At 73.5% G+C, this 20,024-nt stretch carries 16 protein-coding genes; 9 read left to right on the top strand and 7 right to left on the bottom strand.

The window, feature by feature from the left end; genetic code table 11:
* Positions 1-75: 75 nt before the first annotated feature.
* The 5 genes from DTB53_RS23125 to DTB53_RS23105 all read left to right on the top strand — a co-directional run bounded on the left by DTB53_RS23125 (position 76) and on the right by DTB53_RS23105 (position 5,724).
* On the top strand, positions 76-783 hold the full coding sequence (locus tag DTB53_RS23125) for a DUF305 domain-containing protein (protein ID WP_012381204.1): 708 nt from the start codon (positions 76-78) through the stop codon (positions 781-783).
* Between the two features lie 296 nt (positions 784-1,079).
* The gene (locus DTB53_RS23120) at positions 1,080-1,505 is read left to right on the top strand and encodes a CBS domain-containing protein (RefSeq protein ID WP_003969533.1); all 426 of its coding nucleotides are present in this window, start codon (positions 1,080-1,082) and stop codon (positions 1,503-1,505) included.
* Positions 1,506-1,661: 156 nt separating this feature from the next.
* Positions 1,662-2,123: a hypothetical protein gene (locus tag DTB53_RS23115; protein ID WP_012381202.1), complete on the top strand. Its 462-nt coding sequence runs from the start codon at positions 1,662-1,664 to the stop codon at positions 2,121-2,123.
* Between the two features lie 117 nt (positions 2,124-2,240).
* On the top strand, positions 2,241-3,845 hold the full coding sequence (locus DTB53_RS23110) for a multicopper oxidase family protein (protein WP_012381201.1): 1,605 nt from the start codon (positions 2,241-2,243) through the stop codon (positions 3,843-3,845).
* Between the two features lie 124 nt (positions 3,846-3,969).
* Positions 3,970-5,724: an NAD+ synthase gene (locus tag DTB53_RS23105; protein WP_003969530.1), complete on the top strand. Its 1,755-nt coding sequence runs from the start codon at positions 3,970-3,972 to the stop codon at positions 5,722-5,724.
* A 153-nt stretch (positions 5,725-5,877) separates the two neighbouring features.
* Here DTB53_RS23105 and DTB53_RS23100 read toward each other — a convergent pair whose 3' ends face one another.
* The 4 genes from DTB53_RS23100 to DTB53_RS23085 form a co-directional block, all read right to left on the bottom strand.
* Positions 5,878-7,098, bottom strand: coding sequence for an MFS transporter (locus tag DTB53_RS23100; RefSeq protein ID WP_012381200.1), 1,221 nt, complete (start codon positions 7,096-7,098; stop codon positions 5,878-5,880).
* 261 nt (positions 7,099-7,359) lie between these two features.
* The gene (locus DTB53_RS23095; protein ID WP_012381199.1) at positions 7,360-8,385 is read right to left on the bottom strand and encodes an endonuclease/exonuclease/phosphatase family protein; all 1,026 of its coding nucleotides are present in this window, start codon (positions 8,383-8,385) and stop codon (positions 7,360-7,362) included.
* A 187-nt stretch (positions 8,386-8,572) separates the two neighbouring features.
* Complete coding sequence (locus DTB53_RS23090) at positions 8,573-9,232, bottom strand: TetR/AcrR family transcriptional regulator (protein ID WP_012381198.1); 660 nt, start codon at positions 9,230-9,232, stop codon at positions 8,573-8,575.
* Positions 9,233-9,479: 247 nt separating this feature from the next.
* On the bottom strand, positions 9,480-11,093 hold the full coding sequence (locus DTB53_RS23085) for a DHA2 family efflux MFS transporter permease subunit (RefSeq protein WP_012381197.1): 1,614 nt from the start codon (positions 11,091-11,093) through the stop codon (positions 9,480-9,482).
* Between the two features lie 202 nt (positions 11,094-11,295).
* On the opposite strand from DTB53_RS23085, the gene panB reads away from it, so the two are divergent.
* From panB to DTB53_RS23070, 3 genes are all read left to right on the top strand, one after another.
* Entirely contained in the window at positions 11,296-12,216 is a 921-nt protein-coding gene (panB, locus tag DTB53_RS23080) for a 3-methyl-2-oxobutanoate hydroxymethyltransferase (RefSeq protein WP_012381196.1), read from the top strand.
* Between the two features lie 193 nt (positions 12,217-12,409).
* On the top strand, positions 12,410-13,423 hold the full coding sequence (locus tag DTB53_RS23075; protein ID WP_030700825.1) for an ATP-binding cassette domain-containing protein: 1,014 nt from the start codon (positions 12,410-12,412) through the stop codon (positions 13,421-13,423).
* Positions 13,420-14,280 (top strand): ABC transporter permease, encoded by an 861-nt coding sequence (locus DTB53_RS23070; protein ID WP_012381195.1) that lies wholly within the window; start codon positions 13,420-13,422, stop codon positions 14,278-14,280. Before DTB53_RS23075 ends, DTB53_RS23070 begins: the two co-directional genes overlap by 4 nt.
* Positions 14,281-14,347: 67 nt before the next feature.
* Here DTB53_RS23070 and DTB53_RS23065 read toward each other — a convergent pair whose 3' ends face one another.
* Complete coding sequence (locus DTB53_RS23065) at positions 14,348-17,776, bottom strand: AfsR/SARP family transcriptional regulator (protein ID WP_042498791.1); 3,429 nt, start codon at positions 17,774-17,776, stop codon at positions 14,348-14,350.
* 144 nt (positions 17,777-17,920) lie between these two features.
* Between DTB53_RS23065 and DTB53_RS23060 the strand changes: the two genes are divergently transcribed.
* Positions 17,921-18,727 carry a site-2 protease family protein gene (locus tag DTB53_RS23060; protein WP_003969521.1) on the top strand — a complete coding sequence of 269 codons (807 nt, stop codon included), beginning with the start codon at positions 17,921-17,923 and terminating at the stop codon, positions 18,725-18,727.
* 19 nt (positions 18,728-18,746) lie between these two features.
* Here the strand turns inward: DTB53_RS23060 and DTB53_RS23055 are convergent, their stop codons facing one another.
* Both DTB53_RS23055 and npdG read right to left on the bottom strand, forming a co-directional pair.
* On the bottom strand, positions 18,747-18,929 hold the full coding sequence (locus DTB53_RS23055; protein WP_003969520.1) for a hypothetical protein: 183 nt from the start codon (positions 18,927-18,929) through the stop codon (positions 18,747-18,749).
* Positions 18,930-19,017: 88 nt separating this feature from the next.
* On the bottom strand, positions 19,018-19,728 hold the full coding sequence (gene npdG, locus DTB53_RS23050; protein ID WP_003969519.1) for an NADPH-dependent F420 reductase: 711 nt from the start codon (positions 19,726-19,728) through the stop codon (positions 19,018-19,020).
* Positions 19,729-20,024 lie beyond the last annotated feature (296 nt).

The raw sequence follows: 20,024 nt of genomic DNA, 5'->3' as shown, positions 1-20,024 counted from the left end.
GCGGCGGTGGAACCCCAGGTCGGAAAGCCGGAGGCCGGGGAACCCCAGGTCGGGGGCGCGGATCCTCGCTCCCTCGTGGAGCGGCGCAAGACCCGGCGTGTCCGCCGGGCCGCCGGAGCCGCCGTGGCCCTGGCCCTGGTCTTCGCGGGGGCGGCCACCGTCGCCTCCGCGCGCGGCGACGAGGACGGCCCGGCGGCAGGGGGCGGACCCGCCGCCGTTCCGGGAGCCTCGTCCGCCGACGCCGGGTTCGCCCGGGACATGGCCGTCCACCATCAGCAGGCCGTCGAGATGTCGTTCGTCGTGCGCGACCGCACGGACGACGAGGACGTGCGCCGTCTCGCCTACGACATCGCCAACACCCAGGCCAACCAGCGCGGCATGCTGCTGGGCTGGCTCGACCTGTGGGAGTTGCCGAAGGTCGCCCCGGGCGGCGAGCGGCCCATGGCGTGGATGGCCGGCGAGGACGGGCACGAGCACGGTGGGCACGGCTCCGCCGGTGCCGGGGCGGGTTCCGGCGCGGACGGGGTACTCATGCCCGGCATGGCGAGCCGCTCCGAGCTCGCCCGGCTCGGCCGTCTCGACGGAGAGGAGGCCGAGGTGTTCTTCCTCCAGTTGATGACGGACCACCACAAGGGCGGCGTCGACATGGCCGAGGCCTGTGCCTCCCTGTGCACGGTCCCGGCCGAGCAGCGGCTCGCCCGGGGCATGGTCGAGGGCCAGCAGTCCGAGCTGGGGCTGATGCGGGACATGCTGGCCGAACGGAAGGCCGCGCCCCGGTCCTGAGCCGAGCCGAAGCCGGGCAGGGCCGGGCCGGGCCGCAGTCGGAACCGCGGCCCTCGACCTGGCCCGGACCGGGAACCCTGCGCCAGGAGCGGGTTCCCGGGACCAGGACGGGGAAGCGGTCCGGCCCAGGGCGGCAGTCCCGGGCAACGGTCCCGGCTGCAAGCACGTCAGCTTTCGTCCTTGCGGCGGCACACCCGAACGGGTGATTGCGGTCGCGCGGCCCCGGCGGGCCGGTGACGATGGGTTGCGCTCGGGGCCGTACGGCAGTGCCATCGGCACGCAGGAGGAAATCCCCCATGACGACCGCCAAAGACATCATGCACAGCGGGGCCCGCTGGATCCCGGCCCACGAAACGCTCGACCGTGCGGCCCAGCTGATGCGCGAGCACAACGTGGGCGCGCTTCCGGTGTCCGCCAACGGTGACTCCGACCGGATGGTCGGCATCATCACCGACCGCGACATCGTCGTCGGCTGTGTGGCCAAGGGGCACGACCCGGCGAAGGTCACGGCGGGCGATCTCGCGCAGGGCACGCCCCGCTGGATCGAGGCGGAGGCCGATGTGGACGCGGTCCTGGAGGAGATGCAGACCCATCGCATCCGCCGGCTGCCCGTCGTCGAGAACAAGAAGCTCGTCGGCATGATCAGTGAGGCCGACCTCGCGCAGCACCTCACCGAGGAGCAGATCGCGGGCTGGGCCGAGAAGGTCTACGCGCGCGGCTGAGCACCCGTACGGCAGGCTGCCCGGCGTCCTTCCCGCACCCGCGCCGCCCCGCACCCCGCCCCGCCCCTGCTTCGGCGGAGTGACGGAGGTGTGGGGGAACGGTGCCGGGCCGCCCCCGCCCTCGGTCGTATACCCGCCAGGGGTAGGGTGGCCGGCATGGCGGGCAGGACGAGCGGGAGCGGAACGTACGGGCAGCTGATGCTGCTCGCCGCTCTGCTGTTCGGCATCGTCACCATGCATACGGTCGGGCATCCCGCGGAGCACACCGGCCCGGCGCCCTCGGCCCCCGCCGCGAGCGAGCACACGGCCCGGGGCCCCGTCCAGGAACCGGCCCCGGGTCAGGCCCCGACCGTGATGGACGGCGAAGTCCAGCGGTCGCAGCCGTCGCACGACTCCCCCGGCTCCGGCGTCCCCATGAGCGGCATGGATCCGCTCTCCGTCTGCCTCGCCGTCCTCGGCGCCTGGGGCCTCGCCCTCCTCGGTTCCTGGCTGCTCGGGCTGCGCGCCGACGGGCGGCCCCTCGGTACGCCGGTGGGTGCGGGGGCGCTGCGGGCCCTGCGGCCGATTCCGCCGCCCCGGATATCGGTGCTGGCCAGCGTTTCGGTGCTGCGTATTTAGGAGTGGGCGTCTCACCTCCGCCCTCCTTCCCGTGACGCACCCGTGACGCACCCCGTCAGGTTCTCCGTGACGGGGACGGTCACGACAGCCCTTCCGTTCTTCAGAGGTGTATCAGGCATGCCCACGCAACCCACTCGACGCGCCGTGCTCGGCGCCGCTCTCGCCGTCGCCGGCTCCGGAGCCCTCGCCGCCTGTTCCGACGCCGGCGGCGATCACGGCGGGGGCCACTCCCCCGGCGGCGCGCAGGACTCCGGGACGTACGTCTCGCCCGACGGCAAGGAGGTCGAGGCGGCCGAGGCGGCGCGCGGCTCCGGTCCCGTACGCAAGGTCTCCCTCACCGCCACCCGGACCCGGCTCGATCTGGGCGGCGGCACCACCGTCGCCTCCTGGGTCTACGGGGACCGGCTGCCCGGGCGCGAGGTGCGGGTGACCGCCGGGCACACCCTCGCCCTCACCCTGGCCAACCACCTTCCGCAGCCCACCTCCCTGCACTGGCACGGCCTCGCCCTGCGCAACGACATGGACGGGGTCCCCGGGCTGACCCAGCGGGACATCGCGCCCGGGGCCGACTTCGCCTACCGGTTCGCCGTGCCGCACCCGGGGACGTACTGGTTCCACCCGCACTCCGGCGTCCAGCAGGACCGGGGGCTGTACGCGCCGCTGATCGTCGAGGACCCGAAGGAGCCGTTGGCGTACGACAAGGAGTGGGTCGTCGTCCTCGACGACTGGGTCGACGGGGTGGACGGGTCCACTCCCGACGCCGTCCTCAAGGAGCTGTCCGGGGGCATGGGCGGCGGGATGGACCACGGCGCGCACACCATGTCGGGCGAGGAGGACGAGGGGGACGGGAACGGTGACGCGAGCGGCGACGGGCCCTCGCGGATGATGATGGGGGCCACCAGCGAACTGCTCGGCGGGGACGCCGGTGATGTGGCCTACCCGCACTACCTGGTCAACGGGCGGGTGCCGCGGGACCCGTCGTCCTTCTCCGCGCGGCCCGGCGACCGCATCCGGCTGCGGATCATCAACGCCGGTGGCGACACCGCCTTCCGGGTCGCGCTCGGCGGGCACCGGATGACCGTGACGCACACCGACGGGTTCCCGGTCCGGCACACCACCGGGGACGCGCTGCTGCTGGGCATGGGCGAGCGGTACGACGTCCTCGTCACCGCCGGCGACGGCGTCTTCCCACTCACCGCGCTGGCGGAGGGGAAGAAGGCCGGGAAGAGGGAGGCGTCGGCGCTTGCCGTGCTGCGGACGGGGAGCGGGGCCGCGCCCGGCGCCTCCGTACGGCCGAAGGAGCTGGACGGGAAGCTGGTGGAGGCGGGGCGGCTGGCGCCGGACCCGTCGGTGGCGCTCGCCGCCCGCGCGCCGGACCGGACGATCCGGATCCGGCTCACCGGCGGGATGGCCCGGTACGACTGGGCCTTCGACGGGCAGCCGTACAGCGCGGATCACCGGCGGCCGGTGGAGGCGGGCGAGCGGGTACGGGTCGTCTTCGACAACGGGACGGCCATGTGGCACCCCCTCCATCTGCACGGGCACACCTTCGCGCTCGGCGGGAACGCCGCCGGGGCCCGCAAGGACACCGCGATCGTGCTGCCGCACCGGTCGCTGACGGTGGAGTTCGACGCGGACAACCCGGGGCTGTGGATGGTCCACTGCCACAACGTCTACCACGCGGAGGCGGGGATGATGACGGTCCTCGGCTACCGGGCCTGAGCCGCGCGGCTGACCCAGCGGGTCGTCGCGGTGACCCGCGCCGACCTGCGGTTCCGGTGGGGCCGGGCAGATTTTGCCCGGCCCGCCGGGACATCGCGTCAGAAAGACGATTACACTGGGCGGCGTGCCTCAACTACGCCTCGCACTGAATCAGATCGACTCCACCGTCGGCGACCTCGCCGGCAACGCTGAGGCGATCGTCCACTGGACCCGGCACGCCGCCGAGCAGGGCGCCCACCTCGTGGCGTTCCCCGAGATGGTGCTGACCGGATACCCCGTCGAGGACCTGGCCCTGCGGTCGTCCTTCGTCGAGGCCTCGCGGCAGTCGCTGCGCGCGCTGGCCGCCCGGCTCGACGCGGAGGGCTTCGGCGAACTGCCGGTCGTCGTCGGCTACCTGGACCGCTCCGAGCACGCCGCGGCGCGCTACGGGCAGCCCGCCGGCTCCCCGCGCAACGCCGCCGCCGTGCTGCACCGCGGCGGGATCGCGCTCAACTTCGCCAAGCACCACCTGCCGAACTACGGCGTCTTCGACGAGTTCCGGTACTTCGTGCCGGGCGACTCGATGCCCGTCGTCCGGGTCCACGGCATCGACGTGGCCCTCGCGATCTGCGAGGACCTGTGGCAGGACGGCGGGCGCGTCCCGGCCGCCCGGTCCGCCGGCGCCGGGCTGCTGCTGTCGATCAACGCCTCACCGTACGAGCGGGACAAGGACGACACCCGGCTGGAGCTGGTCCGCAAGCGGGCCCAGGAGGCCGGCTGCACGACGGCCTATCTGGCGATGATCGGCGGCCAGGACGAGCTGGTCTTCGACGGCGACTCGATCGTCGTCGACAAGGAGGGCGAGGTCATCGCCCGCGCCCCGCAGTTCTCCGAGGGCAGCGTCATCCTCGATCTGGAGCTGCCGGCCGCCGGGGCCGAGGCGCCCTCGGGCGTGGTGGACGACGGTCTGCGCATCGACCATGTGGTGCTGTCCGACCGGCCCGTGGAGGCGTACGAGCCGGAGCTGGCGGGCGGGTACGCGGAGCGGCTGGGCGACGAGGAGGAGATCTACTCCGCGCTGGTCGTCGGGTTGCGCGCGTACGCCGCGAAGAACGGTTTCAGCAGCGTGCTGATCGGGCTCTCCGGCGGCATCGACTCGGCGATCTGCGCGGCCATCGCCTGCGACGCGCTCGGCGCCCAGCACGTGTACGGCGTCTCGATGCCGTCGAAGTACTCCTCGGACCACTCCAAGGGCGACGCGGCCGAGCTGGCGCGGCGGACCGGGCTCAACTTCCGCACGGTGCCGATCGAGCCGATGTTCGACGCGTACATGGAGTCGCTGGAGCTCACCGGGCTCGCCGAGGAGAACCTCCAGGCGCGGCTGCGCGGCACGACGCTGATGGCCATCTCCAACCAGGAGGGGCAGATCGTGCTGGCGCCGGGCAACAAGTCCGAGCTGGCGGTGGGCTACTCCACGCTGTACGGGGACGCGGTCGGCGCGTACGGGCCGATCAAGGACGTCTACAAGTCGTCGGTCTTCCGGCTGGCGAAGTGGCGGAACCGGGCGGCGGAGGAGCGGGGACAGACGCCGCCGATCCCGGAGGCCTCGATCACCAAGCCGCCGAGCGCGGAGCTGCGGCCGGGGCAGGTCGACACGGACTCGCTGCCGGACTACGAGGTCCTGGACGCGATCCTGGAGCTGTACGTCGACCGGGACCAGGGGCTCGACGCCATCGTGGCGGCCGGGTTCGACGCGGAGCTGGTGGCGAAGACGCTGCGGATGGTGGACGCGGCGGAGTACAAGCGGCGGCAGTATCCGCCGGGGACGAAGATCTCGCCCAAGGGGTTCGGGAAGGACCGGCGGCTGCCGATCACCAATCGGTGGCGCGAGTCGTCGTAGCGGAGCAGGCGGTTATCGGGGACGTCCGGTGGCCGCCCCGCCGGGCGGGCCGGGTTCCCTTGTGGGGTGCCCGGCCCGTCCGGCGTGTCGGTTCCGTCCTCACGCGCCGGACGGGCTGGAGTGGCCGCCGGGCGGACTGAAGAGGGTGCCGGGCTAGCTGGAGTGGGCCGACGGGGTGGGTTGGGACGCCGCACCGGCCCCGTGGGCCGCCACCACCCGCGACGCCTTCCCCTCTCCTCGGTCCAGGAATCCCGCCGTCGCCGCTATCGCCAGGCCGGACACGGCCAGCACCGCGCCCACCAGGGCCGGGGACGTCCAGCCCCAGCCCGCCGCGATCGCCACGCCGCCCATCCAGGCGCCGCCCGCGTTGGCCAGGTTGAACGCGGAGTGGTTGGAGGCGGAGGCCAGCGTCGGGGCGTCCTTCGCCTTGTTCATCACCAGCATCTGCAGCGGGGTCGTCGTCATGAAGCCGACTCCGCCCAGCAGCACCACCATCACCAGCGCCGCCCACGGGACGTGCACCGTGAACGGGAACACCACCAGGACCACCGCGAGCGCGCCGAGCGATCCGTACAGCGTCGGGCGCAGTGCCCGGTCCGTGAGGGGGCCCGCGGCCAGGGCGCCCAGCGTCATCCCGATGCCGAAGAGGGCCAGGACCAGGGTGACCGAGGACTCGCCGAAGCCCATCGCCTTCGTGGTCATGGCCGAGAGGTACGCGTACACCGCGAAGACGCCGGCGAAGCCGAAGACGGCGGTGAGCAGGCCGAGGATCACCTGACGGTTGCCGAGGGCGCGCAGTTCGCGGCGGACGTCCTGGTGCTCCTCGACGGGGATGTGGGGCACCAGACGGGTGAGGGCCGCCATCGCGGCGAGGCCGATCGCCGCGACCACGAGGAAGGTGGCCCGCCAGCCGAGGTGCTGGCCGAGCAGGGTCGCGGCGGGGACGCCGACGATGTTGGCGACGGTCAGGCCGAGGAACATCGTCGCCACCGCCCGCGCCTGGCGGCCCTCGGTGACCAGCCGGGCGGCGACGACCGCGCCGACGCCGAAGAACGCGCCGTGCGGCAGGCCGGCGAGGAAGCGGCCCGCGATCAGCCAGCCGAAGTCCGGGGCGAGCGCGGAGGCCAGGTTGCCGAGGGTGAAGACCGCCATCAGGAGCAGGAGCATCCGCTTGCGCGGGACCCGCGAGCCGAGGCCGGTGAGCAGCGGCGCACCCAGGACGACGCCGATCGCGTACGCCGACACGAGGTGTCCGGCGGTGGGCACGGACGTCCCCAGGTCGTCCGCCACGTTGGGCAGCAGCCCCATCATGACGAACTCCGTCGTGCCTATGCCGAAGGCGCTCACGGCCAGGGCGAGGAGGGCCAGGGGCATGGGGAGGGGGCCTTTCGTGCGAGTGGGGTCCGGGGCGCGCGGCGGCGGGGCAGCAGGAAGCCGTTGCCAGGGCACCCGGGGTGCCGGACAACGGCTCACGCCATATGTAAGTTACCGGAACAAATTCTCGCAGACGTTTGTGCCGGGACGCCCACCGGCAGGTGAACGGCTCGTTGCGGGCGCCCCACCGGGCCCGCCCCGCAGGTCGCAGCCCCTCCCCCCACGGGTCGCAGCCCCCCGCGGGTCACAGCCCCCCGCAGGTCACAGCTCCACGCGGGCCGCGATCGGGAGGTGGTCGCTGTCGGTCGCCGCGAGGGTCCAGGAGGCCAGCGGCTCGACGCCCTTGACCATGATCTGGTCGATCCGGGCCATCGGGAACGAGGCCGGCCAGCTGAATCCGAAGCCGTCGCCCGCCGCGCCCTGGGTGGAGCGCATCTGCGCGGTGACGGCGTTCAGCGAGCGGTCGTTCATCGTGCCGTTCAGGTCGCCGAGCAGGACGACGCGCTCCACCCGTTCGTCCGCGATGGCCTCGCCGAGCGCGTCGGCGCTGGCGTCGCGCTGGTTGGCGGTGAACCCGGCGTGCAGCTTCACCCGGACGGACGGCAGGTGGGCCACGTACACCGCGACCTCGCCCTGCGGGGTTTCGACCGTCGAGCGCATCGCCCGGGTCCAGCCCATCTTGATGTCGACGGGCTTGGTGTCGGCCAGCGGGTACTTGCTCCAGAGCCCCACGGTGCCCTGGACCGAGTGGTAGGGGTAGCGGTCGGCCAGCGACTTCTCGTACGTGGAGACCTGCCGGCCCGGGAGTTCCTGGAGGGCCACGACGTCCGCCCCGGAACCGGCGACCTGCTGCGCGGTGCCGTCGGGGTCGGGGTTGCCCGCGTTGACGTTGTGGGTGGCGACGGTGAGGTCGCCGCCGCCGCCGGACTTGTCGGTGAGCAGGCCCCCGAAGACGTTGAGCCAGACCACGATCGGCAGCAGCAGGGCGATCACGGCGGTCGCCGAGCGCCGCAGCAGGCCGAGGAGCAGCAGCACCGGGATGAAGATCGCGACCCACGGCAGGAACGTCTCGACGAGGCTGCCGAGGTTGCCGAGCCGGTTGGGGATCTGCGCGTGGACGACCATCAGCAGAGTCAGCAGCACCGAGCAGAGGGCGAGCACGATCCCGCGCCGCCAGACGCCCCGGTCGTTCCTCAGCCGGTCCCGCAGGCTCCGGAAGCGGGACCCGCCGGGCTCCGGCCGCTCCGCGCCGCCGTGGTCCGTGTCCGCTCCGTACGCCTGCACCATCGCGCTGTCCTCACTGCCTTGCCCTGCACATCGCCGCGCCCCCGACCCTAGGCGATGAGCGGCGTCTTTCCGGCCCTCGGCCCCGGGACCCGCCCGACGTCCCCACGACCGTACGGAAACCAGGACGACCGGGGCGGGACGGCGGGTTCCGGAGCGGGGCCGGGCGGGAGGGCCTGTGACAGAACGGTCACACTCGTACGGGGGCGAGTCCTCCCAGCAGGGCGGCGATGACGCGGTCCACGAGATCCTCGGGGAGCGGCGCTTCGGGGCGGTGCACCGTGCGGACGAGCATGGGGCCGACGAAGAGGTCGTCGATCAGCTCCACGTCGAGGTCGTCCCGGAGTTCACCGGCGGCGACGGCGCGGCGCACCGCCTCCAGCATCGCGACGCGCCGGGGGGCGATGACCGTGCCGGAGTACTCCTGCCACAGCTTCGGGTGGCTTTTCATCTGGGCGAAGATGTTGACCAGGAGCACCGAGGAACGCTGGGCGAGGCCCCGGGTGCGCATCGATTCCAGCATCACGCGCAGGTCGGCGAGTCCGGCGGTGCCGGAGACGGGCGGGTCGGTGGGCTCCATGTCGCGTACGACGTCGACGAAGAGTTCCTCCTTCCCGCTCCAGCGCCGGTAGATGGTGGCCTTGCCGACGCCCGCGGTGCGCGCGATGCGCTCGATGGAGAGGCCCGCCAGTGGTTCGCCCGCCTCCAGGAGGGCGATCACGGCGTCCAGGATCGCCCGTTCCGCGGCGGCGGAACGGGGCCGTCCGCGGCGGGGCTCCGGATCCGCCGCCCCCGGCCCGTCACCGTCCCGTGCCTCGCACCGGTCCCGCTCGCCGTCCTGGCCTTGCACCTGAAGCCGCCTCTCGCCGCGCCGTCGTCCCGTCCGCGCCCGCGACCGTCGCCCCGGTACGCGCGTCGCCCCGATTCTCGCCGACCCGGCGACCGGCCGGAGCGACGGCCGCACCGGCCGGCCGCCGTGGGGCGGGCGAGCGTGGTGCGGAGCGCCCCGGTGCGGGCCGCCGTGGGGCCGGCCGCCGTGGGGCGGGCGAGTGTGCCCGCCCCGGTGCCCGCGCCCGCCCCGGCCCCCCGTGCGCGCGTCAGCGGTGCAGCTTCTCCTTCACCGGCGGGGCCTCCGCTGCCCCGGGGGCGCCGGTCGCCGCCGGGGTCCGGCCGGGCAGGAACAGGCCGACCACGACGGCGCCGATCAGGGCGACGGCCGCCGAGCCGAGCGCGGTCACGTGCATGGCGCCGATGAACGCGTCGTTGGCGGCGGCCACCAGAGGCTTTCCGGCCACCGGGCCGAGCTTCTCGGCGACGCCGAGGGTGGCCTCGATGGACTCGCCCGCCACGTCCCTGGCCCCGGCCGGGACCGCGCCGAGGTGCCCCTCGATGTCGCCCCGGTAGACGGTGGAGAGCACCGAGCCGAGGACCGCGATGCCGAGCGCGCCGCCGACCTGGCGGAACGTGTTGTTGATCGCCGAACCGGAACCGGCCTTCTCGCGGGGCAGCGCCTGCATCACGGCGACGGTGACGGGCGGCATGATGTGCGCCATCCCGGTGCCCTGGACGAAGAAGACGAGGCACATCACCCACACCGGCGTACCGGCGTCGAACAGGGCGAACGACGCCAGTCCGGCGGCCACCAGCAGCATGCCGGCCGTGCAGACGGCGCGGGCGCCGAAGCGGTCGACGACCAGCCGGGCCCGGGGCGCGAAGATCATCTGTGCGGCGGCGAGCGGAACGATCAGCAGGCCGGACTCCAGGGCGGTGTACCCGCGCACGCTCTGGAGGTAGAAGGCGGAGAAGAAGGTCACGCCCATGAGGGCGAAGAAGACCAGGGCGATGGCCGCGACGGCGGCGGCGAACGCGGGCTCGCGGAAATACGTGATGTCGATGGCCGGGTGGCTGCTGCGCTTCTCGTGCCAGACGAATCCGGCCAGCACCAGCAGTCCGCCGACGATGGCGACCAGCACGGTGGTGTCGGTGAAGTCGGCCAGTTCGCCGCCCCGGATGATCCCGTACACCAGCAGCACCAGGCCCACGATGGAGAGTGCGACGCCCACGGGGTCGACCTTGCCGGGCTTCGGGTCACGGGAGTCGGGGACCAGGATCACCATGGCGACGAGGGCGATCACGACGACGGGGACGTTCACCAGGAAGATCGAGCCCCACCAGAAGTGCTCCAGGAGCAGTCCGCCGGTGATCGGTCCGATGGCGATGCCCAGTCCGACGCTGCCCGCCCAGATGCCGATGGCCTTGGGCTGCTCGTCGCGCTCGAAGACGTTCATCAGGACGGCGAGGGTGGCGGGCATCACGAAGGCGGCGCCGAAGCCCATGAGCGCGCGCCAGGTGATGAGCTCGCCGGGCGAGGTGGAGAAGGCGGCCAGCGCGGAGCCGACGCCGAAGACCAGGATGCCGGCGAGGAGGACCTTCTTGCGGCCGATCCGGTCGCCGAGCAGGCCCGCGGTGAACAGCAGCCCGGCGAAGACGAGCGTGTAGGAGTTGATCGCCCACTCCAGCTCGCTCTGGGTGGCGCCGATGCCGGTGGGGGCGGGGCTCGCGATCGTCTTGACCGCGACGTTCAGGATCGAGTTGTCCAGCACCACGATGAGCAGGCTGAACATGAGGACGGCGAGGATCCACCAGCGGCGGCGGTGGATCGCCTCGGGAACACGGGGCGCGGCGGCGGGAGCGCCGGACGGTATGGGCATGGGGACGATCCTAACCTCATTTCGATACGAGACCGTCTCGTATTGTTAAAGGTTTCCCCTCCGGCTCCCCACCGGTTCCCCCGTGGCCGCCGTTCGGACACGCGTGCGGGCCCACTTCCCGAGCGGGCGGGCGGGATGCCACCATGGAAGGGATCCGGGGACGCCGTCAGGGCGCCTCGAGATGACGAAGGAGCCACCGGCCATGTCGCTTCAGGCTGCACAGAATCCGCCCTCCCCCACGGGCGCCACCGCTTCCCCCACGGGCACCTCCTCCCCCGCAGGTGCGTCCGCCGACAGCAGCAAGGCGCTGTACGGAGGGAAGTCCACCCGCCGCATCACCGTCCACGACATCGCCGCCGCCACGGAGCGCGGCGAGAAGTGGCCCATGCTCACCGCCTACGACGCGATGACCGCGTCCGTCTTCGACGAGGCCGGCATCCCGGTCATGCTGGTCGGCGACTCCATGGGCAACTGCCACCTCGGCTACGAGACCACCGTGCCCGTCACGATGGACGAGATCGCCCTGCTGTCCGCCGCCGTCGTCCGGGGCACCAAGCGCGCCCTGGTCGTCGCCGACCTGCCCTTCGGCTCGTACCAGGAGGGCCCCGTCCAGGCCCTGCGCAACGCCACCCGGCTGATCAAGGAAGCGGGTGTCGGCGCGGTCAAGCTGGAGGGCGGCGAGCGGTCCCACGAGCAGATCCGGCTGCTGGTCGAGGCCGGCATCCCGGTGATGGGCCACATCGGTCTGACCCCGCAGTCCGTCAACGCGATGGGCTACCGGGTCCAGGGGCGCGGCGAGGAGGCCGCCCAGCAGCTGCTGCGCGACGCCAAGGCCGTACAGGACGCGGGGGCGTTCGCCGTCGTGCTGGAGCTGGTCCCCGCCGAGCTGGCCGACGAGGTCACCCGTACGCTGCACATCCCGACCGTCGGCATCGGCGCCGGTTCCGGGACCGACGCCCAGGTGCTCGTCTACACCGACATGGTCGGGCTGACCGGCGGCAAGGTGCCGCGCTTCACCAAGCAGTACGCGAACCTGCGCCAGGTGCTCGGCGACGCCGCGAAGGAGTTCGCGGACGAGGTCGTCGGCGGCACGTTCCCGGCGCCGGAGCACACCTTCCACTGACGCTCCCCGGCAGGCCCGCGGGCCTCCGGGTCCTCCGGCGCGCGTCCGACCCGCGCCCACCAGCCATTTCCCGCACCACCGACAGCCCGCCGACATCCCCCATCGGCGGGCTGTCGCCCGTCCGGCGCCCGGCTCGGGGCCGTGTCGGCGGCCTGTCGGCGAGCTGTCGGTGGGCGCTGGTCTGCTGGTGGGCATGGAACGAATCGACAAGAACCCCAGCAGCGGCCGCAACGCCGTCGAGGTGCGGGGGCTGGTCAAGCACTACGGCGAGACCAAAGCTCTGGACGGCGTGGACCTCGACGTCCGCGAGGGCACCGTCCTCGGGGTGCTCGGCCCCAACGGCGCCGGCAAGACCACCCTCGTACGCTGCCTGTCCACCCTGATCACCCCCGACTCCGGTCACGCGGTCGTCGCGGGCTTCGACGTGGTGCGCCAGCCCCGGCAGCTCCGCCGCACCATCGGCCTCACCGGGCAGTACGCCTCGGTCGACGAGAAGCTCTCCGGCTGGGAGAACCTCTACATGATCGGGCGGCTGCTCGATCTGCCCCGGAAGAAGGCGCGGGCCCGCGCCGACGAGCTGCTGGAGCGGTTCTCGCTCACCGAGGCCGCCAGGCGGGCCTGCATGGAGTACTCCGGCGGGATGCGCCGCCGGCTCGACCTGGCCGCCTCCATGATCGGCAGCCCCGCCGTGCTCTACCTGGACGAGCCGACGACGGGGCTCGACCCCCGGACCCGCAACGAGGTCTGGGACGAGGTGCAGCGGATGGTCGCCGAGGGCGCGACCGTCCTGCTGACCACCCAGTACATGGAGGAGGCGGAGCAGCTCGCCAAGGAGCTGACCGTGATCGACCGCGGGAAGATCATCGCCCGGGGCGGGGTCGACGAACTGAAGGCGAAGGTCGGCGGACGCACCCTCCAGATCCGGCCCTCGGACCCGGCGGAGCTGGCCGCGATGGCGCAGGCGATCCGGGAGGCGGGCCTCGACGGCGTCGCCGGTGCGCAGGCGGTGCCGGACGAGGGGCTGCTGTACGTGCCGATCCTCAGCGACGAGCAGCTGACCGCCGTCATCGGGCTGCTGGGCGTCCGGGGCTTCTCCCTCGCCCATGTCGCCACCGCCCTGCCCAGCCTCGACGAGGTGTTCCTCGCGATCACCGGCGACAAGACCACGTCCCTGTCCGACCAGGCTCCCCAGGAGGTCGCCGCATGAGCACCACCACACTGCCCCCCGCCCCCGCCGGGGCCGCGGGCTCCGCACCGTCGAAGCCGGCGGCGGCCGACGAGGGCGGGATCGGCCTGCGGGCCAATCTGCGGCACATCGGGGCCCTGGCGCGGCGCAATCTGCTCCAGATCAAGAAGGACCCGGAGTCGATGTTCGACGTCCTTCTGATGCCGATCATCTTCATCCTGCTGTTCGTGTACGTCTTCGGCGGCTCGGTCGGCGCCAGCCTCGGCGGGGACCGCCAGGAGTACGTGAACTACCTGGTGCCGGGGCTGATGGCGATGATGGGGCTGAACATCGCCATGGCCGTCGGGACCGGCGTCAACGACGACTTCCGCAAGGGGGTCATGGACCGGTTCCGGACGATGCCGATCGCCCGGTCCTCGGTGCTCATCGCCAAGATCGTGGTCGAGCTGGGCCGGCTGATGGTCGCCATGCTCATCCTGCTCGGCATGGGGTTCGTCGTCGGCATGGAGCTGCACGGCTCGGTGTTCGGGCTCCTCGGGGCCGTCGCGCTGTCGGCGGTGTTCGGCGCCTCCATCATGTGGATCTTCATCCTGCTCGGGCTGACCATGAAGACGGCCCAGGCCGTCCAGGGGATGGCGATGATCGTGCTGATGCCTCTGCAGTTCGGTTCCTCGATCTTCGTGCCGACCCAGACCATGCCGGGCTGGCTCCAGGCCTTCACCGACTACAACCCGCTCTCCAACCTCGCGGACGCGGCGCGGGCGCTCATGCAGGGCGACCCGGTCGGCAACTCGGTCTGGTTGACGCTCGCCTGGGCCGCCGGGATCACGCTGGTGATGGCTCCGCTGGCGGTGGCCAAGTTCCGCAAGAAGTCCTGAGCCGCCAGGCCCTGCCGTCGGACTGCCGCCTGGCCCTTCGGGCGACGACGGCAGTCCGACGACAGGCCTAGGCCGGAGGATCGCCCCGGTACGACTCCGCCAGGGCGGTGGCCTCGTCGAGAGTGAGGCCACCGCCCTCCGCGTACGCCGCCGCGTACGCCGCGTCGTCGATCCGGGCGCGAACGGCCTGCTCGGCCTCGACGAGGGTCTGGCGCTCCAGGGAGGTCGGTACGTGTTCGGCGGGCAGCAGCTCCGCCTGGAGGCCGAGCAGCCGGGCGGCGGCCTCCGGGGCCCCCTCGGCGTCGAGGCCCGCCAGGGCCCGCGCGATCGTCACGAGCTGCATGGACGCCATGTACGGGGCCATCATGGCCGAGAGCCGGTCCTGGGAGCGGCCCATCGCGGTGATGGCGGTGTCGAGCGCGGAGGCGTACGCGCCGTCGAGGTTGTCCAGCCAGGCCAGCACCGCGAGCACGAACCCGTCGAAGATGCCGACCGTGCGGGAGCTGAACTCCTTGCGCAGGAGCACCAGTTGCTCACGGGCTTCGGCCACCCGCCGCTGCCGTCCGAGCAGGAAGCCCAGGTGCAGCCGGGCGGTCGGCATCGCCTCGTGGCCGGAGAACCGGCCGCCGTCGACGATCTCGCGCAGGATGGCCTCGGCCTCGTCGAACCGGTCGAGTTCGGTGAGGACCCCCGCGTACCGGGCGCGCAACACCGCCACCTGGGACCGGGCCCCGAGCTTCTTCGCGTAGCCGATCGCGGCCAGGTAGTCGTCGGTGGCGGCGGTGAAGAGGCCCGCCCGTTCGTTGGCCTCGCCCCGGGAGGAGAGCGATTCGGCGGCGCCCCAGTCGTCACCGAGCCGGGTGAAGATCGCCAGGCTCTCGTCCGCGTCGGCCAGCGCGTCGCCCGCCCAGTCCGAACGGTTGGCGAGGATCTTGGCGCGCATCTCCAGCGCGGCCGCCAGCTCCCACTCGTAGCCGAACTTCCGGGCGGCCACGACCGTCTCGTCCATCAGTTCGCGCAGCTCGTCCAGCTCACCGGTGAGCAGGACCGAGAACATCCAGAGCGAGCCGGGCGCACGGCAGGTCTGCGGCTGCCCGGGGCGGTAGGTGCGGCTGATGATGCGCAGCCGCTCCTGGCCCTGCGGCGTCAGCCACTCGTCCATCGCGTGGTCCATGCTGACCAGTTGGATCAGTCCCACGCCGCGCCGGGCCTCCGCCACCTGCTCCGGCGCCCAGGGCGGCGGCCGGTCGGTGGCCCGCTCCAGCAGCGACGGGGCCCGGACGCCGGGCGGGGCGAAGGGGTCGGGTCCCAGCGCGGCCACCGCCGCGCTCCAGTGGCGGGCGTCCGCGTTCAGGTCGCGCATCATCCAGTACCAGGACATCGACAGCACCAGGCAGAGGCCCTCCTGCTCGTCCCGGACGGCGACGGCGTGGCGGAGGGCGGAACGCAGGTTCTCGTACTCGCGCTGGAGGAGCGCGATGGCCCCGCTCTGGCCGCTGCCGCGCACCCGGGGCCCGGTGATCCGGGCCAGTTCCCGGTAGTGGGTGAGGTGCCGGCGCGCGACCGCGTCGCGTTCGGCGGCCTCCGCCAGGCGCTCGGCGGCGTACTCGCCGACCGTCTCCAGGAGCCGGTAGCGCATCTCCCCGTCCCCGCCGGGCGCGGCGACGACGAGCGACTTGTCGACCAGGGAGCCGAGCAGCGCGGCGACGTCGAGGGGGTCCACGACGGTGCCGTCGGGCGGTGCGGGCAGGGCGCAGACCTCTTCGGCGGCGCCGAGGGTGCAGCCCCCGGCGAAGACGGAGAGGCGGCGCAGGACGGCGCGTTCGGCGGCGTCGAGCAGGTCCCAGGACCAGTCGACCACCGCGCGCAGGGTCTGCTGGCGGGGCAGCACGGTCCGGCTGCCGTTGGTGAGGAGACGGAAGCGGTCGTCGAGGCGGTCGGCGATCTGCCGCGGGGTCAGCATCCGCAGTCGGGCGGCGGCCAGCTCGATGGCGAGCGGCAGCCCGTCCAGCCGGCGGCAGATCTCGGCGCAGGCGGCGGCGGTCGCCTCGTCGGCGTCGGTACGGAAGCCAGGGCGGGCCGCCGCCCCGCGCTCGGCGAGCAGCCGCAGCGCCATCGGGTCGGGCAGCGGGTCGACGGGGCGCACGAACTCGCCCGGCACGCCGAGGGGTTCGCGGCTGGTCGCGAGGACCGTGAGGTGCGGGCAGTGGGCCAGCAGATGGTCGGTGAGCACGGCCGCCGCCCCGACGACGTGCTCGCAGTTGTCCAGGAGCAGCAGCATCCGGCGCGGGGCGCAGTATTCGGTGAGGCGTACGAGGGGGTCGGCGGCGGTGCGGTCGGTGGCCCGCAGTTCCTCGGCGCCGGCCCCGCGCAGCACGGTCTCGCGGGCGCCGAGCGCGGTCAGGACGGCTTCGGGCACGGTGTCCGGGTCGTCGACGGGGGCCAGCTCGGCCAGCCAGACGCCGTCGGGCCAGGACGCGGCGGCGGCCTCCGCGGTCTCCTGGGACAGCCGGGTCTTGCCCGCGCCGCCGGGGCCGAGCAGGGTGACGAGCCGGGCGCGGCCGAGGTCCTCGCGCAGGGCGGCCATGTCGGTGTCGCGGCCGACGAAGCTGGTGAGCCGGGCCCGGAGGTTCCCGGTGACGGGCGTGTCCCCGGTGGTGTCCCGACCGGTGGGGGCCGGGGTCGCCGGGGTGCGGCCCGTGCCCGGGGCGGGCGGGTGGCCCGGGTCCGGGCGGGGCGCCGGGCCCGGCGCGGACGGCACGGGCTGCGCCGGCGGCTCCTGGTGGAGCAGTTCGGTGTGCAGGGCGCGCAGCCCCGGGCCCGGGGCGGTGCCGAGGCGGTCGTCGAGCAGGGCGCGGACCTCCTCGTACGCGGCCAGCGCCTCGGCGGGCCGCCCGGCGTCCCGCAGGGCCGTGATGCGCAGGACCTGGAGGGGTTCGTCGAGCGGGTGGGCGTCGCAGAGCACGGCCAGCTCCGGCAGCGCCTCGCCCGCTCTCCCGAGGGCGAGGAGGGCTCCGAACCGGGCGCGCCGGGCGTCGAGCCTGCGGGCCTCCCAGCGGGAGGCCTCCGCCGCGCGGTCGGGCAGATCGGCGAGGGCGGGCCCGTGCCACAGGGCGAGGGCCTCCCCCAGGAGGGCGAGGGCACGCGGCGCGTCGCCGTCCTCCAGCGCCCGGCTGCCCTCCCCCGCCAGCCGGTCGAAACGGTGCAGGTCCACGGCGTCCGGCGGGGCGGCGAGCCGGTAGCCGCCCGCCACGGACTCGACGGCGCTCCGGCCCAGGGCCCGCCGCGCCCTCCCCACCAGGGCCTGGAGGGCCCCGGCCGCGTCGGCGGGCGGGTCGCCGTCCCACACCTCGTCGACGAGGACTCCGGCGGGGACGGTCCGGCCGGGGCGCAGCGCGAGCACGGTGAGCAGGGCGCGCAACCGCGCTCCGCCGAGGGAGACGGCCGTGCCGTCGTCGCGGAGTGCCCGGGTGGTGCCGAGGATGCAGTAGCGCACGGGCCCATTGTCCGTGACGGAGGGGCGCGCGGCGTTGACCGGGTGGAACTCCACAAGCGGTCTCCGGCGTTCCAGCCCTGTCGGACCCGTACGATCACGCGCTGCGGCCAGCTCCGCGGCCCCCACCTCAGGAGTCGAGCGCCGATGACCACCGCAGCCACCCGCGGCGACCGGAGTGTCAGCCCGGTCTTCCTCGGCATCGCCGCCGTCACCGCGGTCGCGGGCTGGGCGGTCTGGACGGGTTTCGCGGACGCCACCGGCTTCGCGGTGTTCCTGTTCGTCACCGGGGCCTGGATCGTCTCGCTCTGCCTCCACGAGTACGCGCACGCCCGGACCGCGCTGCACAGCGGGGACCTGTCGGTGGGGGCGAAGGGCTATCTGACGCTCAATCCGCTGAAGTACACGCACGCGCTGCTCAGCATCGTGCTGCCGGTGATCTTCGTGATCATGGGCGGGATCGGGCTGCCCGGCGGCGCGGTGTACATCGAGCGCGGCCGGATCCACGGCCGGTGGAGGCACAGTCTGATCTCGGCGGCGGGCCCGCTGACGAACGTGGCGTTCGCGGTGGTGTGCACGGCGCCGTTCTGGCTGGACGCGCTCGACGGGGTGCCGCGCGCCTTCCGTTACGCGCTGGCGTTCCTGGCGATGCTCCAGGTGACGGCGGCGATCCTGAACTCCCTGCCGGTCCCGGGTCTCGACGGGTACGGGGTGATCGAGCCGTGGCTGTCGTACAAGGTCCGCCGCCAGGTGGAGCCGATCGCGCCGTTCGGGCTGATCGCGGTGTTCGCGCTGCTCTGGATCCCGGAGGTGAACATCGTGTTCTTCGACGCCGTCCACGCGCTGCTGCGCGGGCTGGGCGTCGAGGAGTACCAGCGGTACTGCGGTGACGACCTGTACCGCTTCTGGCGTGGCCTCTTCGGGGAGCGGGACCCGGGCTGCGCGGTCGGCTGACCGTGCGGCGGCCCGGGGCTCAGCCCGCGTCGGCGGCGACGGCCAGCCGGTGCCTGCGGATGTAGAACCAGGTCATGTTCGACGAGAGCCCCGCGACGAGCACCCAGACGATCCCGAGCAGGCTGCCCTGCGTGAAGGAGACCACGGCCGCCACGACGGCGAGGACGCAGACGACGAGGGCGTAGAGAGCGATGCGGGGCATGGGGGTCGGCTCCTGTCGGGAACGGGTCGCGGTCCCGTCCAGTGTCCCCCATGCCCCGTTGTGCCCCGAACGGGCCCGGCGGGGCCGGTCAGACGTCGGTGGCGCGCAGTCCGGCGTGGGCCTTGTAGCGGCGGTTGACCGAGATCAGGTTCGCCACCAGCGACTCGACCTGGTGGGCGCCTCGCAGCCGGCCCGCGAAGATGCCGCGCATTCCGGGGATGCGGCCCGCCAGCGCCTGCACGATGTCCGTGTCGGCCCGCGCCTCGCCCAGGACGAGGACGTCGGTGTCGATCTCCTCGATGGACTCGTCCTGGAGCAGTACGGCCGAGAGGTGGTGGAAGGCGGCGGTGACCCGGGAGTCCGGCAGCAGGGCGGCCGCCTGTTCGGCGGCGCTGCCCTCCTCCGGCTTGAGGGCGTAGGCGCCCTTCTTGTCGAAGCCCAGCGGGTTGACGCAGTCGATGACGAGCTTGCCCGCCAGCTCCTCGCGCAGGGATTCCAGGGTCTTGGCGTGGCCGTCCCACGGCACGGCGACGATCACGATGTCGCTGCGCCGGGCGCACTCCGCGTTGTCGGTGCCCTCGACACCGTGCCCGAGCTCGGCGGCCGCGTCGGCGGCGCGTCCGGCGTCCCGGGAGCCGAGGGTGACCTTCTGTCCGGCGCGGGCGAGCCGGTAGGCGAGGCCGCGGCCCTGCGGGCCGGTGCCGCCGAGCACGCCGACGCTGAGGGCGGAGACGTCGGGGAGGTCCCAGGGGTCCTTGGCGGGGGGCTTGGGCGCGCTGCCGCTGTCCTGTGTAGTCATGGGCCCGACCCTACTGCCAGGTAGCCGCGGGGAGGCCGTCGCTGCGGGGTCCCGGTGCCGTTCCCGGTCCACCGGCCACCGGCGCCCCACCCGCCCCCGCGCGGTCCTCCGTTCGGGTGAGGGAGGGGCGCGGGCCGTCGGGCGGCGGGCGTCGGCGGGCCCTGCGCCCGGCCCGGCGGGCGTCGGGGAATATCGGCTTGCCCGAAACGCCCGGCAGTGCGGATCATGGCCCTTCGTGACCTCAGCACCTCCCCCGCCCTCCCCCTCCTCGCCCCCCTCGCCGTCCCCCTCACCGG

This window comes from Streptomyces griseus, from assembly GCF_900460065.1.
In the GTDB taxonomy this organism is placed as follows: Bacteria; Actinomycetota; Actinomycetes; order Streptomycetales; family Streptomycetaceae; genus Streptomyces; species Streptomyces griseus.
Note: the sequence above shows the minus strand (reverse complement) of the source record. Positions and strands in the feature narration are given on the sequence as shown.

What these genes read in the sequence shown, in the direction of transcription:
- panB (WP_012381196.1), top strand. Translation starts at nt 11,296, where the DNA reads ATGTCGCTTCAGGCTGCACAGAATCCGCCCTCCCCCACGGGCGCCACC.
- DTB53_RS23060 (WP_003969521.1), top strand. Translation starts at nt 17,921, where the DNA reads ATGACCACCGCAGCCACCCGCGGCGACCGGAGTGTCAGCCCGGTCTTC.
- DTB53_RS23110 (WP_012381201.1), top strand. Translation starts at nt 2,241, where the DNA reads ATGCCCACGCAACCCACTCGACGCGCCGTGCTCGGCGCCGCTCTCGCC.
- DTB53_RS23070 (WP_012381195.1), top strand. Translation starts at nt 13,420, where the DNA reads ATGAGCACCACCACACTGCCCCCCGCCCCCGCCGGGGCCGCGGGCTCC.
- DTB53_RS23100 (WP_012381200.1), bottom strand. Translation starts at nt 7,098, where the DNA reads ATGCCCCTGGCCCTCCTCGCCCTGGCCGTGAGCGCCTTCGGCATAGGC.
- DTB53_RS23095 (WP_012381199.1), bottom strand. Translation starts at nt 8,385, where the DNA reads ATGGTGCAGGCGTACGGAGCGGACACGGACCACGGCGGCGCGGAGCGG.
- DTB53_RS23120 (WP_003969533.1), top strand. Translation starts at nt 1,080, where the DNA reads ATGACGACCGCCAAAGACATCATGCACAGCGGGGCCCGCTGGATCCCG.
- DTB53_RS23055 (WP_003969520.1), bottom strand. Translation starts at nt 18,929, where the DNA reads ATGCCCCGCATCGCTCTCTACGCCCTCGTCGTCTGCGTCCTCGCCGTC.
- npdG (WP_003969519.1), bottom strand. Translation starts at nt 19,728, where the DNA reads ATGACTACACAGGACAGCGGCAGCGCGCCCAAGCCCCCCGCCAAGGAC.
- DTB53_RS23075 (WP_030700825.1), top strand. Translation starts at nt 12,410, where the DNA reads ATGGAACGAATCGACAAGAACCCCAGCAGCGGCCGCAACGCCGTCGAG.
- DTB53_RS23085 (WP_012381197.1), bottom strand. Translation starts at nt 11,093, where the DNA reads ATGCCCATACCGTCCGGCGCTCCCGCCGCCGCGCCCCGTGTTCCCGAG.
- DTB53_RS23115 (WP_012381202.1), top strand. Translation starts at nt 1,662, where the DNA reads ATGGCGGGCAGGACGAGCGGGAGCGGAACGTACGGGCAGCTGATGCTG.